At 33.7% G+C, this 14,253-nt stretch carries 18 protein-coding genes; 16 read left to right on the top strand and 2 right to left on the bottom strand.

Annotated features, from left to right (window positions below):
* Nucleotides 1-52 precede the first annotated feature (52 nt).
* Nucleotides 53-886 (top strand): 4,5-DOPA-extradiol-dioxygenase, encoded by an 834-nt coding sequence (ygiD, locus tag CLV55_RS11460; protein WP_112113981.1) that lies wholly within the window; start codon nucleotides 53-55, stop codon nucleotides 884-886.
* A 38-nt stretch (nucleotides 887-924) separates the two neighbouring features.
* On the opposite strand, the gene CLV55_RS11455 is transcribed toward ygiD, so the two are convergent.
* Both CLV55_RS11455 and CLV55_RS11450 read right to left on the bottom strand, forming a co-directional pair.
* The gene (locus CLV55_RS11455; RefSeq protein ID WP_112113941.1) at nucleotides 925-1,434 is read right to left on the bottom strand and encodes a DUF4199 domain-containing protein; all 510 of its coding nucleotides are present in this window, start codon (nucleotides 1,432-1,434) and stop codon (nucleotides 925-927) included.
* Nucleotides 1,435-1,600: 166 nt separating this feature from the next.
* Nucleotides 1,601-2,053: a 2-dehydro-3-deoxyphosphooctonate aldolase gene (locus tag CLV55_RS11450; RefSeq protein ID WP_112113940.1), complete on the bottom strand. Its 453-nt coding sequence runs from the start codon at nucleotides 2,051-2,053 to the stop codon at nucleotides 1,601-1,603.
* Nucleotides 2,054-2,133: 80 nt separating this feature from the next.
* On the opposite strand from CLV55_RS11450, the gene CLV55_RS11445 reads away from it, so the two are divergent.
* From CLV55_RS11445 to CLV55_RS11380, 15 genes are all read left to right on the top strand, one after another.
* Nucleotides 2,134-2,691 (top strand): YeeE/YedE family protein, encoded by a 558-nt coding sequence (locus CLV55_RS11445; protein WP_112113939.1) that lies wholly within the window; start codon nucleotides 2,134-2,136, stop codon nucleotides 2,689-2,691.
* 4 nt (nucleotides 2,692-2,695) lie between these two features.
* Complete coding sequence (locus CLV55_RS11440; protein WP_112113938.1) at nucleotides 2,696-3,109, top strand: DUF6691 family protein; 414 nt, start codon at nucleotides 2,696-2,698, stop codon at nucleotides 3,107-3,109.
* Nucleotides 3,110-3,182: 73 nt separating this feature from the next.
* Complete coding sequence (locus CLV55_RS11435) at nucleotides 3,183-3,449, top strand: heavy-metal-associated domain-containing protein (protein ID WP_112113937.1); 267 nt, start codon at nucleotides 3,183-3,185, stop codon at nucleotides 3,447-3,449.
* A 70-nt stretch (nucleotides 3,450-3,519) separates the two neighbouring features.
* Nucleotides 3,520-4,356, top strand: a complete 837-nt coding sequence (gene prmA, locus CLV55_RS11430) for a 50S ribosomal protein L11 methyltransferase (protein ID WP_112113936.1) — start codon at nucleotides 3,520-3,522, stop codon at nucleotides 4,354-4,356.
* Between the two features lie 14 nt (nucleotides 4,357-4,370).
* Nucleotides 4,371-4,646, top strand: coding sequence for an ATP-dependent Clp protease adaptor ClpS (locus CLV55_RS11425; protein ID WP_112113935.1), 276 nt, complete (start codon nucleotides 4,371-4,373; stop codon nucleotides 4,644-4,646).
* 166 nt (nucleotides 4,647-4,812) lie between these two features.
* On the top strand, nucleotides 4,813-6,966 hold the full coding sequence (locus CLV55_RS11420; protein ID WP_112113934.1) for a TonB-dependent receptor: 2,154 nt from the start codon (nucleotides 4,813-4,815) through the stop codon (nucleotides 6,964-6,966).
* Nucleotides 6,967-7,062: 96 nt separating this feature from the next.
* Nucleotides 7,063-7,476 carry a DUF2141 domain-containing protein gene (locus CLV55_RS11415; protein ID WP_112113933.1) on the top strand — a complete coding sequence of 138 codons (414 nt, stop codon included), beginning with the start codon at nucleotides 7,063-7,065 and terminating at the stop codon, nucleotides 7,474-7,476.
* A gap of 19 nt (nucleotides 7,477-7,495) precedes the next feature.
* Nucleotides 7,496-8,122 carry a hypothetical protein gene (locus CLV55_RS11410; RefSeq protein ID WP_112113932.1) on the top strand — a complete coding sequence of 209 codons (627 nt, stop codon included), beginning with the start codon at nucleotides 7,496-7,498 and terminating at the stop codon, nucleotides 8,120-8,122.
* 6 nt (nucleotides 8,123-8,128) lie between these two features.
* Nucleotides 8,129-8,284 carry a hypothetical protein gene (locus tag CLV55_RS12910; protein WP_170122257.1) on the top strand — a complete coding sequence of 52 codons (156 nt, stop codon included), beginning with the start codon at nucleotides 8,129-8,131 and terminating at the stop codon, nucleotides 8,282-8,284.
* Nucleotides 8,285-8,298: 14 nt separating this feature from the next.
* A complete protein-coding gene (locus CLV55_RS11405) occupies nucleotides 8,299-9,636 on the top strand; it encodes a 2TM domain-containing protein (protein ID WP_112113931.1) in 1,338 nt (445 codons plus the stop codon).
* Complete coding sequence (locus CLV55_RS11400) at nucleotides 9,627-9,941, top strand: 2TM domain-containing protein (protein WP_112113930.1); 315 nt, start codon at nucleotides 9,627-9,629, stop codon at nucleotides 9,939-9,941. The genes CLV55_RS11405 and CLV55_RS11400 overlap by 10 nt, the downstream gene beginning before the upstream one ends.
* 11 nt (nucleotides 9,942-9,952) lie before the next feature.
* Entirely contained in the window at nucleotides 9,953-10,303 is a 351-nt protein-coding gene (locus tag CLV55_RS11395) for a 2TM domain-containing protein (protein WP_112113929.1), read from the top strand.
* Nucleotides 10,304-10,313: 10 nt separating this feature from the next.
* Nucleotides 10,314-11,069 (top strand): LytR/AlgR family response regulator transcription factor, encoded by a 756-nt coding sequence (locus CLV55_RS11390; protein WP_112113928.1) that lies wholly within the window; start codon nucleotides 10,314-10,316, stop codon nucleotides 11,067-11,069.
* A 222-nt stretch (nucleotides 11,070-11,291) separates the two neighbouring features.
* Nucleotides 11,292-13,232: a DNA topoisomerase (ATP-hydrolyzing) subunit B gene (gene gyrB / locus CLV55_RS11385; protein WP_112113927.1), complete on the top strand. Its 1,941-nt coding sequence runs from the start codon at nucleotides 11,292-11,294 to the stop codon at nucleotides 13,230-13,232.
* Nucleotides 13,213-14,247, top strand: coding sequence for a DUF6588 family protein (locus CLV55_RS11380; protein ID WP_245902723.1), 1,035 nt, complete (start codon nucleotides 13,213-13,215; stop codon nucleotides 14,245-14,247). Before gyrB ends, CLV55_RS11380 begins: the two co-directional genes overlap by 20 nt.
* The last annotated feature ends 6 nt before the right edge of the window (nucleotides 14,248-14,253 follow it).

The following is a 14,253-nucleotide window of genomic DNA, read 5'->3' as shown; positions in this document are numbered from 1 at the left end:
CGATATATTGAAACGCAAAGATTTTATAAAAACACTAATAGGAGGAGCAGCAATGGCATCATTACACCCTTTATACAGTATGGCAAAAGATTGGAAAGAAACTGATTTTCAATGGCCTGTATTATTTATTGGACATGGTTCACCCATGAATGGTATTGAAGATAATGAGTTTTCAAGAACATGGGCACAATTAGGAAAAGACATCCCTAAGCCCAAAGCGGTGCTTGTAATTTCAGCACATTGGCTTACCACAGGAACTCACATAACCGCTATGGAACATCCCCAAACGATTCATGATTTTGGTGGATTTCCTAAAGAATTGTTTGAAGTCCAGTATCCAGCAAAAGGATGTCCTGAGTTAGCGTTAGAGACCAAAAATCTTATAACGATGACACCTGTTGGATTGGATCATGAGTGGGGGTTAGATCATGGAACATGGACCATTGTAAGACACATGTATCCAAAAGCTGATATTCCCGTTTTGCAATTAAGTATAGATTACAATAAACCAGCGTCCTATCATTATGACTTGGGTAAACAGTTATTAGCCTTGCGAAAAAAAGGGGTTTTAATTATTGGAAGTGGCAACATGATACATAATTTGCGAATGGTGGCTTGGGATAAACTTAGCGAACCCGAATATGGTTATGATTGGGCTAACGAAATGAACACCCTATTCAAAGAGAAACTCAGGGATAGAGATTTTCAATCGTTGGTTTCATATGAAAAATTAGGGAGTGCAGCCAAATTAGCAATACCAACCCCCGATCATTATTATCCTATGTTGTATGCTTTAGGATTGTGTAAAAAAAATGAATCTATATCGTTCTTCAATGATAAGTTAGTTGGAGGGTCGCTAAACATGACTTCTATAAAAATAGGATAAAAAAGAGTGCATTGAAGAAATACACTCTCTTGTAAAAGTTATTTTTTTCTAAGGATAAATGCGCTTACAAATGAGGAAAGAATACCAGCTGGTAAAATTTCTAAATAAGTAAGTACAATAACCATTAGCGGATTTTTATACCACTCTTTCATTTGATTGAGATCAGCCGTTTTAGCAGCGAGTTCTTCAGCTTTTACATGTTTTAAGGCTAATGTAGCATATTGCTCCATAAAATGTGGAAAAAAATTATAATAAATAATCAACCAAGTGCCTACATATAGCGTTGAAATTATTAATGCAATTAAAAAACCTGTTTTAAAAGCATTCCCAAAGGTGAATAGGTTGTTATTAATAGCTTTACAAGATTTTATTCCAACAAAAACAAATGAAAAACCAATAAACATGCTTAAAAATCCCACAAACATGCTTGGCTCATAATTTGGATGAAACTTCATGTATAACGTCATGCTTGCCATGACCATACTCACCAATAATCCACCATAGATACCGTTTCTAAAAATAATGTTCTTAGTAATAATTTTTTTCATAGGCGATTCAATTTGAGTTACAAATATAATAATACAATAAACTATATAGATTAAATTAATCTTAATTTATTATTGTGTATTGTGTGAATAACATATAAATTGAATCAAATTTAATAAAAAAAACCTAACATTATTCAATTAAAAGAAAGAATTTTATAATTGGATTTTATTTTTTTATATCAAATCCTTTTGGACATAGAATTTTGCCTTTTTCAAAAATATCAAAATAAAGCATAATTTTAGTATCAATGCCTTCAAATGTGATTTCATAGACTTCTAAAGTGCCAGCTCCCATAACACTTTTTTTAGTTGGAAAGGGACAGCAGTTTTCAATTTTTTTGAATTCAATTTTTTCACCATGAGGTCCTGTAAGGGCATTCAAGTAAAGAGGGATGTTTCTTGATGCTACTTTTTCGTGGTCAAATCCGAGATTTATGGGATAATCAGGGTGGTATCCATACTTACTATCGGTAGCATATTCGGTAATCACAAAATGATTTTCTTTAATTTGAGGTTTAGGTACCGAGTTGTCAATATTCATGATTGTTGATTTCGTACTAATACACGAACTCATACAAACAACTAAAAAAAGAAGGCATACTTTCTGAACTAATTTCATAAAAACAATTATTTTGATTCAAATATGTTAAAAACTATTCAAAAATCAAACCACACTCATTATTTTTGCAAAAAAAATACATGGAAATATTCACACATACTTGGCATTGGGCACTTTCAGGTTTTTTGATTGGGCTAATTATGTTAACTTTGATTTATTTTGGAAAGGTATTTGGGATGTCAACCAATTTGAGAACCCTATGCTCGATGACAGGAATTGGTAAAAAAGTATCATTTTTTGATTGGGATTGGAAAGCGCAACAATGGAATTTAGTAGTTTTGCTGGGTGCCATGTTGGGAGGATATGTAGCCACACATTATTTGTCTGATTCGACTAATGTAGCCATAAATCCAATTACTATCGAAAAGTTATCTAAACTAGGTATCACTGCACCTCAAGCAAATCTATTACCCGATACGCTTTATCAACTACAAGGAGATCAAATTATTAAGAAAATACTGTTTCTAATCGTTGGCGGATTATTAATCGGTTTTGGATCACGTTATGCTGGTGGATGCACTTCGGGTCATGCAATTTCAGGGTTGAGTAATTTTCAAGTACCTTCATTAAAAGCCGTGATTGGCTTTTTTATTGGGGGCTTAATCATGGTTAATTTTATTTTTCCTTTAATCTTCTAAAACTATGAAATTACTAAAATTTTTAGCCGTTGGATTTGTTTTTGGAATTGTATTGACCAAAGCAGAAGCTGTTTCTTGGTATAGAATTTTTGAAATGTTTCAATTCGATTCGTTTCATATGTATGGCATTATTATGACTGCTATAGCAACAGGAGTACTTGGCATTCAAATCATGAAAAGATATCAATTAAAAGATATCAATGGAGAACCTATTCATATTGCTGATAAAGAAAAAGGAACATTCCGCTACTGGATTGGTGGCCTAGTATTTGGTTTAGGTTGGGCTATGGTAGGCGCTTGCCCTGGCCCGATTTTTATTCTTATCGGTGCCGGATTTTATCCTGTGATTTGGGTGCTCATAGGGGCTCTTCTTGGAACATTTTTCTATGGGTTGTGGAAAGATAAATTACCTCATTAATATTAACTTCTGTAACATTTGTGACTTTTTATTAGGTTTTTGTATACTACTTTTGATTCCAAATAGGTGTATTATGAAAACTAAATTAATTGTACAAAATTTAAAATGTGGTGGTTGTGCCAAAACAATTAGTTCAAAAATAGCTCAAGTGGGCTCTATTTCTGAAATCGAAGTTGTGGTTGATGAATCTTCTGTATCTTTTAGCTATGATAACGAATCAACTCTAGAAAAAGTTGTAGAAGTCCTAAAAACAAACGGCTATCCAGTTGAGGGAGATTCTAATACGATGACTACAAAAGCCAAATCTTTTGTGAGTTGTGCTATTGGAAAAATGAGCTAAAATATTTTGTATATCCCCATCGTTTTTTACTTTTTTTTAAATCGTATTTATACCTTTGCAAAAAAAAGACATGTCAAACATATATTTGGGTTATCATTTTTCCATCACTCCTCGTGAATTGGGTTCTGAAATTTTAATTGCTGAGTTGGGTGAAAAACCCTTCGAAAGTTTTATTGAAACAGAAGATGGTGTGATTGCCTATATTCAAAAGGATTTATGCACCGAAGATGTATTGGAAGATATTGCCATTTTAGATTCGTCAGACTTTACCATATCGTACCATATTGAAGAAATTGATCAAGTTAATTGGAATGAAGAATGGGAAAAAAATTTCGAGCCTATTGATGTTGATGGACTTTGTCATGTGCGTGCTCCATTTCACGAAAAAACAGCTGCCAAGTATGATATCGTAATCGAACCCAAAATGAGTTTCGGTACTGGGCATCATGAAACGACCCACATGATGATTCAACATCTTTTGGAACTTGATGTAACTGAGATGAAAACATTAGATATGGGGTGTGGTACCGCTATATTAGCGATTTTAGCTGAATTGAAGGGGGCAAAACCGATTGATGCAATTGATATTGATAATTGGTGTTACCTTAATTCTATTGAAAATGTAGCACGTAATTCGTGTACCCACATATCGGTATATGAGGGAGATGCTGCTTTACTACAAGACAAACAATACGATTTGATTATTGCAAATATCAACAGAAATATTTTGTTAAATGATATGCAAGCCTATGTAAATAGCCTCAATCCAAACGGCATCATTCTATTTAGTGGGTTTTATACGGAAGATATTCCTTTTATTGATGCTTCTTGTACGTCAAAAGGATTGCATTTTGAAAAGAAAATAGAGCGAAATAATTGGGTTTCTTTACGCTATGTTAAAAAATAAAATAGTTCCTATTGATGAGTACCATTGAAAAAGTAAAAGAAAGTACAATTGTTGAGGAACTGCTAAATCCTTCTAACGAAATTATATTATACAATGACGATGTCAATACCTTTGATCATGTTATTGAAACGTTGATCCGCGTTTGCAAACACGATGAACTTCAAGCAGAACAGTGTGCTATCCTAGTCCATTATACGGGCAAGTGCGGTGTTAAGACCGGTTCTTATGAAGAATTAAAACCACAATGTACCCAACTTTTGGAAGCGGGACTATCGGCAGAAATTGTATGATTTAGATTTAAATAATAAATTAACGACAAAACACTTCCCTAGCGAGGTGTTTTTCTTTTTAAAGAGACTAAAAAAAAAACGATTCATCCTTAAAATTTTACATTTGAGCAGGTTTTTTTTCGATACATTTTTATTTTAACGCAACTTTGTATCGAAATTTAAGCGTATGAAAACTAGTTTTATATTTTTATTTATGTTGTGCTCACTTTTTGTAGTTGGACAACAAAAAATTACGGGTTCAGTAGTTGATGAAAAAGGAAATCCTATTCTTGGCGCCAATGTCTTTATAGAAGGCAGTTATGATGGAGCAACTACCAATGAAAAGGGTTTTTTTGAATTTACTTCTTCTGAAAAAGGAACTAAAGTACTCGTCATTTCTTTTTTAGGATATGAAACCTTGAAGCATACTTTTTCTATGGAACATCCTGCTGTAGGTATTTTGAAAATAAAAGAAAGCGTTAATACCCTTGATGCGGTTGTTATCAATGCAGGAACATTTGAAGCAGGTGATAAAGCTAAAGTTACAGTTTTAAAACCTTTGGATATTGTTACAACTGCAGGTTCGAATGCTAATATTGTAGCGGCTTTACAAACCCTTCCAGGCACAAGTACCGTAGGAGAAAGTGGTCGATTGTTTGTGAGAGGAGGCGAATCAGACGAGACACAAACTTTTGTTGATGGTATTAGAGTGGCTCAACCTTATGGCGCTTCAGCACAAAATTTACCCACACGGGGACGTTTTTCACCTTTTCTGTTTAGCGGAATGTCATTTTCTACAGGAGGTTATTCGGCAGAATATGGAGAAGCCTTATCGAGTGTCTTATTGCTAAATACGATAGACGAACCAGCACAAGAGAGCACTCAGATTTCTTTAATGACCGTAGGTTTAGGTCTTGCCAATACTCAGAAATGGAATAAAAATGCGTTGACTATCAATACAGCCTATTTGAATTTAGAACCTTATCAAGCGATGATTCCACAGCGTGTAAAATGGTATAAACCCTATCAATCTTTATCGGGAGAATCGGTTTATCGACACCAATTTGAAAAAGGCTTGTTTAAGTTATATGCCGCATTTGATGCTGCACAATTTGACTTGAGCCAAGATAAAATTAATGCGCCCTATTTATTACGAACTGATTTACATAACTCAAATTTTTACTTGAATTCTAGTTATAAAGTTACATTGGGTACAAACTGGCAATTTTTTACAGGAATGAGTTATGCCTTGAGTGAGAACAAAATTAATCTGAATGATGATTTCTTACACAACACCGAACATGCGTCTCATTTTAAAGCAAGATTGAAAAAGAGTTTTTCAGAACGTGTTAAACTAACCTTTGGAACGGATTATTTTATAACAAAATTTGATGAAAATTATGATGTATTTCAAGGAAGCCAATGGCAAGAAGGCTATCAAGCAACGATTGGAGCAGTTTATGCAGAGACGGATATTTTCTTTTCTAAAAAGTTGGCTTTAAAATCGGGCATTCGAGGGGCTTCAAACAGTTATATCCATAAAAATGCGTTTTCACCCCGTCTCGCATTGGCATACAAATTGGCAAAAGAGAGTCAGATTTCCCTTGCATATGGTGTGTTTGAACAAGCTCCGAGTCAGGATTATTTAAAATATTCATCCGATTTTGAAAATCAAAAAGCGACACATTATATTTTGAATTACCAATACAATTTTAATAAGCGAACTTTTAGAGCAGAATTATATTATAAAAATTATTCTAATTTGGTGAAATACGATACCCCAACCGTGGTTTATAATGCACATTTCACTAATAATGGAACTGGTTATGCTCAAGGTTTAGATTTGTTTTGGAGGGATAATAAAACGATAAAAAATCTAGAATATTGGGTGTCCTATTCTTATATTGATACCAAACGTGATAATATCAATTATCCAAATAAAGTGACTCCTAGTTTTGCTGCTAATCATAATCTTTCTATTGTAACGAAATATTGGATTGAAGATTGGAAATCACAAATTGGATTTTCACATACCTTTAATTCAGGGAGACCTTACAACGATTATAATCAACAAACTTTTATGAATGGCTTGACAAAACCGTACAATAATTTGAGTTTTAATTGGGCTTATTTAATTTCACAACAAAAAATAGTGTATTTTTCAGTTACTAATGTTTTGGGTACAAAAAATGTTTATGGTTATGAATACGCCAATTCACCTGATGCGAATGGGTATTATAACAGTACTGCGATAACACCAACAGCCGATCGGTTTTTGTTTCTAGGATTCTTTTGGACGATTAGTGACAATAAAAAAGAGAACCAGTTAAACAACTTATAAAACAATTCATCCTCAAAAAACGACGATTCAGAGAGAATATATTTTTGAAATGATCGAGTTGAATTACTTTTGAGGAACCATATTAAACAAAAAAAGATGAATAAAATAATTGTAACTTTCGTAATTTTAGCAACGCATTGGGTTAGTGCTCAAAATGTTTCCTTAACTGTTCAAGTTTTAGGGTTTAAAAATAATAATGGAAAAGTATGCGTAGGGTTGTATAATAGTGAAGGCACTTTTTTAAAAGAAACTTTTTTGACAATGAATGCAGAAATTGTAGATCAAAAAGCAACTGTGGTTTTTCAAAATGTACCTGCAGGAGACTATGCGGTTTCTTTGTATCATGATGAAAATAATAGCGGTATTTTGGAAAAAGGGGCTTTTGGAATTCCAAAAGAAGATTTCGCTTGTTCGAATAACGCTAAAGGAAAAATGGGGCCTCCTAAATATAACGATGCTAAATTTAGTCTTACGGAAACTAAGACAATCACAATTACATTGAATAAATAACGTATTAATAAAAATCATTATGAAAACAAAAATAACCCTATTATTGTTGGTTGTTACAGGTGTTATAGCAACAGCACAAAATCAGTTCGAACAAGGAATGTCTAAAGCTTTAGATTTGTGGAAACAAGGAAAAAGTGATGAGGCCACGGCACTTTTTGAACGCATCGCTGGGGCCGAGAAGAGTCAATGGCTTCCTAACTATTATATCGCATTAATTAATACAACAGAAGCCTTTAATCCAGCAAATAAAGATAAAGTGACCTCCTTATTAAGTAAGGCGAATGCGGCCTTAGATATTGAATTAGCTAAGACACCGAATAATGTGGAGTTGTTAGTGGTTCAAGCGATGGCTCAAACGGCGCTTTTGGTTACTGATCCGATGACCTATGGTATGACTTTGGCTCCCAAAATCAACGGAATTTACACTAAAGCCTCAATTTTAGCACCCGATAATCCTCGTGTAGTATATTGTAGAGCGGAATTTGATATGGGAGGAGCACAATGGACAGGTGCCGATGTGAAAGAAATATGTGGTAGAGTGGCCCATTCAATAGATTTATTTGCTTCATTCAAACCTGAAACTCCATTTTCTCCAACATGGGGATTGGATAGAGCAAAGGAGACTTTACAAAAATGTACGAAGTAAAGAATTATGGAACGAAAAGATAAAATTAGCGGTGTGGTTTTTATTGGTTGTATGTTTGTTGGGATGGGACTTGGTGATTTATTTGACAATTCAGGACCTGGAATGTTAATCGGAATGGGAGCTGGTTTTCTCTCAACGGTACTTTTCGAGATGAAAAAATAATAATCGATTAAAAGATGAGTAACTTTTTAAAGGATATTCCTAAAAATATTATACTTAGTATCGCTATATTCATTGTGGTACTTATACTAAATATGTTATTTGGAGTGAAAATCTGTTTTAATAGAGATTTATTTTTGGCCTTTGGCTATACGACACTTTATACATTTTCACTTTCCTCAGTCAATGTATGGATTTTTGATTATCTCGATAAGATTTTTGAAGAAGATCGATTTTCAAAAAAAAGATTAATAGTTGGATTTTTCAGTTCTTTTAGCGCCTCTTTGGGAACTATTTTTTTATTGAGAATTTTTCAAGAAGTACTGGTGAATGGAGCTACATTACAAGAATTTTTAAAGAGTGAGCGTCCAAATTATTATGTGATTTCAATTTTAATAACATTTTTTGTAACTTTATTTTTTTATGCCTTTCATTTCTACAAAGCTTATCAAGAGAATAAGGTTAAAGAGCAAAAAATAATTGCAGGTACGGCTAATGCAAAATTCGAAAGTTTAAAAAATCAGATAGATCCCCATTTTTTGTTTAATAGTTTGAATGTGTTGAATGCTTTAATTGAAGAAAATCCAGAAAATGCGCAACGTTTTACTACATCTTTATCCAAAATATATCGTTATGTTTTAGAACAAAAAGATAAAGAATTGGTTTCTGTTGCAGAGGAGCTCGCCTTTGCCAAAACTTATATGATTTTGCTCGCCATGCGATTTGAAAATAGCATTACATTCGAATTGCCAGATTCTTATACTAACCCAGAGGCTATGGTGGTTCCGCTTTCTTTGCAATTGTTATTAGAAAATTGTATTAAACACAACATTGTGAGTCAGCAAAAACCTCTTCATATTCGAATTTTTATAAAAGATGATGCCTTAGTAGTTCAAAACGATTTGCAGAAAAAAGAAGGAATTCAAGATCGAAAAGGAGTAGGATTGCAAAATATTGTGGATCGGTATGCCTTACTTACTAATAGAAATGTTTATGTAGACGATACGGCACAAACTTTTTCAGTGTTTTTACCCATTTTGACAAAACAAATTAGCGTTGCAGAATACTCGTCCAAATATAGTGAAAATCAGGCGTATTACCGTGCAAAGAAACGTGTGGAAGAACTCAAAGGATTTTATGGTAATGTAATTTCATATTGTATAGTTATACCGATATTAATAGGGATTAATTTTAAATTCTCACCACAATTCCAATGGTTTTGGTTTTCAGCTTTTGGTTGGGGATTTGGAGTTGTTATGCATGCTTTAAAAGTCTTTGGGTACAGTTCCGATTGGGAAGAACGAAAAATAAGAGCTTTTTTAGAAAAAAATAATGAAAATAAAAAATGGAGCTAAAAAACAACAATAGTTTAGAGGAAGAACGCTATTATGAAGCTAAAAAACAAGTAGAAGCATTAAAAGGATTTTACGGAAACCTTATAGCCTATATTGCTTTTAATATTTTCTTTTTAATTATTAATTTAAAAACTTCTCCAGAGCATTTATGGTTTTTTTGGCCCTTGTTAGGATGGGGTATAGGAGTGTTTTTTCATGCAATGAAAGTTTTTAATTTTTCACCATTTTTTGGAAGGAATTGGGAAAAACGAAAGATTAAAGAGTTCTTGGAAAAAGAGCAAAAACAAAAAAATATGTGGCACTAAAATTTGACAAAATGAAAAGAATAGAACGACAAAGAATGTTTGAAAAACTGCATCAAGAATCGGGTGTTTCAAATGAAGAGTATTTTATAGCATACAAGAGAGTGAAACGCATCAAAGCGTTTTATACCCATTTTATTATTTATTTGATGGTCAATGTAGGATTGGTTTTGAATGCTTGTTTCGATCAGAATTCTTGGGGACCTCTTGTGGAATTAAAATCGTATGCTACGGCTTTTTTCTGGGGTATTGGAATTGTAGCTCATGGGATGTCAGTTTTTGGTAGAGAACTTTTTTTTGGTTCAAATTGGGAAGAACGAAAAATAAAAGAGTTTATGAACAAAGATAAAAATCGAACCTTTTAATCATTTTAGCATGAAAATTGTCATCATTGAAGATGAAAAACCCGCAGCTCGGTTGTTGCAAAGAAAATTAGAAAAGTTAGGTTGGCATGTATCACAATTATTGCATTCTGTTCAAGAGGCTGTTGCATGGTTTAGCGAACACCGACATCCAGATTTGATTTTTTTAGACATCCAACTTTCTGATGGTTTGTCGTTTGAAATTTTTGATAAAATACCGATTCAGAGTGCCGTGATTTTTACAACAGCTTACGATGAATATGCGCTTCGAGCCTTTAAATTAAACAGTATCGATTATTTATTAAAACCAATTGATGATCAAGAATTAGAATGTGCTATAAAAAAATACCAATCAATAGCAACATCAAAAATAAACATGCCTCTCGATTTTGAAGCCATAAAACAGATGTTTTTACAATCGACCCAAAAAGTATACAAAAAAAGGTTCAGTATAAAAATAGGAAACCAATTGAAAATGATTCCTATCGAAGACATAGAATGTTTTTTTAGTGAAAATAAAGGAACTTACATTCATACTTTTGAAAATCGAGACTATTTAATAGAATACACTTTAGAACAACTTGAATCGGAAGTAGATGCAACCACTTTCTTTAGAGTCTCAAGAAAGTATTTAATTTCACTTCATGCCATAAGAGAAATTCAACTGCATTCCAATTCTCGATTAAAAGTTCAATTAAAATCCTTTTCTGAGGATGAAATTATTGTCAGTCGGGAAAAAGTACACGATTTTAAAAATTGGCTGAATTAAAGAAGTTATAAATACTTTGATTTAGAGTTAAGTACTAATGTTTTTTTGATAAGTTTTTACACATTTTTCTTTTTTACCTCGTTTATAGGCTTTTTTAGAATAAATGCTTTTTTAGTGGTATGTTGATAACTTATGCTATAAAATGCGTAATATCGCTTTAAAATCCTTTTTCAATGTTGTATATTTGCCTATTAGACAAAAAATATTTCAAGGTAAATTACTATGAGCGACGAAGTAAAAAAGAGTAGCTATTCAGCCGACAGTATTCAGGCGTTAGAGGGAATGGAGCATGTAAGAATGCGACCATCCATGTATATTGGAGATACGGGTGTGAGAGGATTACATCATTTAGTATATGAAGTTGTAGACAATTCAATTGATGAGGCGCTAGCGGGGCATTGTGATACCATCAGTGTTTTTATAAACGAGGATAATTCTATTAGTGTTGAAGACAATGGGCGTGGAATTCCTGTAGATATTCACAAAAAAGAAGGTGTTTCGGCTCTTGAAGTTGTAATGACTAAAATTGGAGCAGGAGGAAAGTTTGATAAAGATTCGTATAAAGTTTCTGGAGGATTGCATGGTGTTGGGGTTTCTTGTGTGAATGCGTTGTCAGATCATTTGAAAGCCACTGTTTTTCGAGATGGGAAAGTATACGAGCAAGAATACGAGCGAGGAAAAGCTTTGTATCCAGTTAAACAAATTGGGGAAACTACCAAAAGAGGTACAGTTGTAACGTTTAAGCCAGATCGAACTATTTTCACACAAACAACTGAATATTCATACGATACACTTGCTGCTCGTATGAGAGAGTTGTCGTTCTTAAATAAAGGGATTACAATTTCTCTAACCGACAAACGTCGAACAAATGAAAAAGGGGAATATGAAGGTGAAGTGTTTCATTCAAAAGAAGGTTTGAAAGAATTTGTTAAGTTCCTTGATGGAGGAAGGGAACCTATCATTACTCATGTTATCAGTATGGAGCATGAAAAAGGCGAAGTTCCTGTTGAGGTGGCATTAATTTACAACACAAGTTATTCAGAAAACATTTTTTCGTATGTGAATAACATTAATACTCACGAAGGTGGAACCCATCTTCAAGGGTTTCGTATGGGATTGACGCGTACCTTAAAAAAATATGCCGATGCTTCGGGATTGTTGGATAAGCTAAAATTTGAAATTACGGGAGATGATTTCCGTGAAGGTTTAACAGCAATCATTTCGGTTAAAGTAGCGGAACCTCAATTTGAAGGACAGACCAAAACAAAATTAGGAAATAGAGAAGTAGTTTCTCCAGTTTCTCAGGCAGTTTCTGAGATGTTAGAAAACTATTTGGAAGAAAACCCGAATGATGCCAAAGTAATCGTTCAGAAAGTTATTCTTGCTGCTCAAGCGCGCCACGCCGCTAAAAAAGCGCGCGAAATGGTACAACGTAAAACCGTACTTGGTGGCGGTGGATTGCCTGGAAAACTTTCCGATTGTTCAGAGCAAGATCCGGCACGTTGCGAAATCTTCTTCGTTGAGGGAGATTCTGCAGGTGGAACTGCCAAACAAGGACGTGATAGAAATTTTCAAGCCATCATGCCTTTACGAGGAAAAATCCTCAATGTAGAGAAAGCCATGCACCATAAGGTATTTGAAAATGAAGAAATTCGAAATATTTTTACCGCTTTGGGAGTAACCATCGGGACAGAAGAGGACAGTAAGGCGCTTAATATTGAAAAGTTAAGATATCACAAAGTGGTTATTATGTGTGATGCCGACGTCGATGGAAGTCACATTGCTACATTGATTTTGACATTTTTCTTCCGTTTTATGCGTGAATTAATAGAAAACGGTCACGTATATATTGCGACTCCTCCTTTATATTTAGTCAAAAAAGGGAATAAAAAAGAATATGCTTGGAATGATGATCAACGTGATTTAGCCAATGAACGAATGGGAGGTAGTGCCTCTATCCAACGATACAAAGGTCTTGGAGAAATGAATGCAGAACAGTTGTGGGAAACCACCATGAATCCAGAATATAGAACACTACGAAAAGTGACGATTGATAGTCTTGCCGAAGCTGATAGAATTTTTTCTATGTTAATGGGTGACGAAGTACCCCCTCGTAGAGAGTTTATCGAGAAGAATGCGGTTTATGCCAACATCGATGCGTAATTTAGCACTAAAATTCATTTTAGGGATTTGTTTGATGTTTTCAAGCAAATCCTTTTCTCAAACTGCTGAAACGTTTGATCAAATCGGTCGTTTTTTAAATGATGCGACTTGGTATGCCGATAAATATATTACACCTGCAACCGATGGTGCTGTTTATCAAGCGTCTTCTGGTTGGATGAGTTCTCCTAAAAAAAGAAAAGTATTTACCACTACGCTGGGGGTTTATGGAAATTTCTTTAAAGTTCCAACTAGTGATCGTACATTTACGATTCAAAATTCTGACTTTTCTTTTTTTACAATTCAAAATTCTAATGGTGATGCTGTGCCGACTGCGACGGTTCCCACCGCATTGGGACCTGATACACAGTATTATCTTGTTGGGGCAATTGATGGAAATCCTATTCGAATGGCAGCACCCAACGGCGTTGATCAAGAAATTGTATCGTATCCCTATCTTCAAGGCTCACTAGCGTTATGGAAAGGATTTGAAATTGTAGCAAAATATTCTACCAAAGTAAAATTAAAAAAAGGAGATTTTCAAGTATATGGTTTTGGGTTGAAACATAATTTGAGTCAGTATAGTAAGTACCTCCAAAGAAAAAAGATACATTTAGCCGCACTTGCTTTATATTCTAAAGAAAACATAAGTTTCGATTTTGTGGATACACAAACCTCTTATGGTAATTTGGGAATAAATAGAATTTCAAGTGATATTAATACGTTTCAATTTCAAATAGGAGCCTCAAAAGAATGGAAAAAGTTTGAACTTATGGCTAATATTATTTCAAATCGAAGTGATTTTAAATATAAATTTACAGGAGAAAGAGGTCAAATTGAAGATGTTATTCCTGTACAATATATATTAAATGAAAAACTAAAAGATATTTATAAAACAAAATACAATTGTATAGGTGAAATTTCGGGGAGATATCAAATTAGCAAGATATTTGTGCAATCTTCCCTAGCTTTTGGTAAATTTGTAAACTCAAATCTATCCATTCAATACGAGTTTTAATTAAAT

It is taken from the genome of Flavobacterium aciduliphilum, from assembly GCF_003268855.1.
GTDB lineage: Bacteria > Bacteroidota > Bacteroidia > Flavobacteriales > Flavobacteriaceae > Flavobacterium > Flavobacterium aciduliphilum.
The sequence above is the reverse complement of the archived record's forward strand: the minus strand, read 5'-3'. Positions and strand labels throughout refer to the sequence as shown.

What these genes read in the sequence shown, in the direction of transcription:
- ygiD (WP_112113981.1), top strand. Translation starts at nt 53, where the DNA reads ATGGCATCATTACACCCTTTATACAGTATGGCAAAAGATTGGAAAGAA.
- CLV55_RS11455 (WP_112113941.1), bottom strand. Translation starts at nt 1,434, where the DNA reads ATGAAAAAAATTATTACTAAGAACATTATTTTTAGAAACGGTATCTAT.
- CLV55_RS11450 (WP_112113940.1), bottom strand. Translation starts at nt 2,053, where the DNA reads ATGAAATTAGTTCAGAAAGTATGCCTTCTTTTTTTAGTTGTTTGTATG.
- CLV55_RS11445 (WP_112113939.1), top strand. Translation starts at nt 2,134, where the DNA reads ATGGAAATATTCACACATACTTGGCATTGGGCACTTTCAGGTTTTTTG.
- CLV55_RS11440 (WP_112113938.1), top strand. Translation starts at nt 2,696, where the DNA reads ATGAAATTACTAAAATTTTTAGCCGTTGGATTTGTTTTTGGAATTGTA.
- CLV55_RS11435 (WP_112113937.1), top strand. Translation starts at nt 3,183, where the DNA reads ATGAAAACTAAATTAATTGTACAAAATTTAAAATGTGGTGGTTGTGCC.
- prmA (WP_112113936.1), top strand. Translation starts at nt 3,520, where the DNA reads ATGTCAAACATATATTTGGGTTATCATTTTTCCATCACTCCTCGTGAA.
- CLV55_RS11425 (WP_112113935.1), top strand. Translation starts at nt 4,371, where the DNA reads ATGAGTACCATTGAAAAAGTAAAAGAAAGTACAATTGTTGAGGAACTG.
- CLV55_RS11420 (WP_112113934.1), top strand. Translation starts at nt 4,813, where the DNA reads ATGAAAACTAGTTTTATATTTTTATTTATGTTGTGCTCACTTTTTGTA.
- CLV55_RS11415 (WP_112113933.1), top strand. Translation starts at nt 7,063, where the DNA reads ATGAATAAAATAATTGTAACTTTCGTAATTTTAGCAACGCATTGGGTT.
- CLV55_RS11410 (WP_112113932.1), top strand. Translation starts at nt 7,496, where the DNA reads ATGAAAACAAAAATAACCCTATTATTGTTGGTTGTTACAGGTGTTATA.
- CLV55_RS12910 (WP_170122257.1), top strand. Translation starts at nt 8,129, where the DNA reads ATGGAACGAAAAGATAAAATTAGCGGTGTGGTTTTTATTGGTTGTATG.
- CLV55_RS11405 (WP_112113931.1), top strand. Translation starts at nt 8,299, where the DNA reads ATGAGTAACTTTTTAAAGGATATTCCTAAAAATATTATACTTAGTATC.
- CLV55_RS11400 (WP_112113930.1), top strand. Translation starts at nt 9,627, where the DNA reads ATGGAGCTAAAAAACAACAATAGTTTAGAGGAAGAACGCTATTATGAA.
- CLV55_RS11395 (WP_112113929.1), top strand. Translation starts at nt 9,953, where the DNA reads ATGAAAAGAATAGAACGACAAAGAATGTTTGAAAAACTGCATCAAGAA.
- CLV55_RS11390 (WP_112113928.1), top strand. Translation starts at nt 10,314, where the DNA reads ATGAAAATTGTCATCATTGAAGATGAAAAACCCGCAGCTCGGTTGTTG.
- gyrB (WP_112113927.1), top strand. Translation starts at nt 11,292, where the DNA reads ATGAGCGACGAAGTAAAAAAGAGTAGCTATTCAGCCGACAGTATTCAG.
- CLV55_RS11380 (WP_245902723.1), top strand. Translation starts at nt 13,213, where the DNA reads ATGCCAACATCGATGCGTAATTTAGCACTAAAATTCATTTTAGGGATT.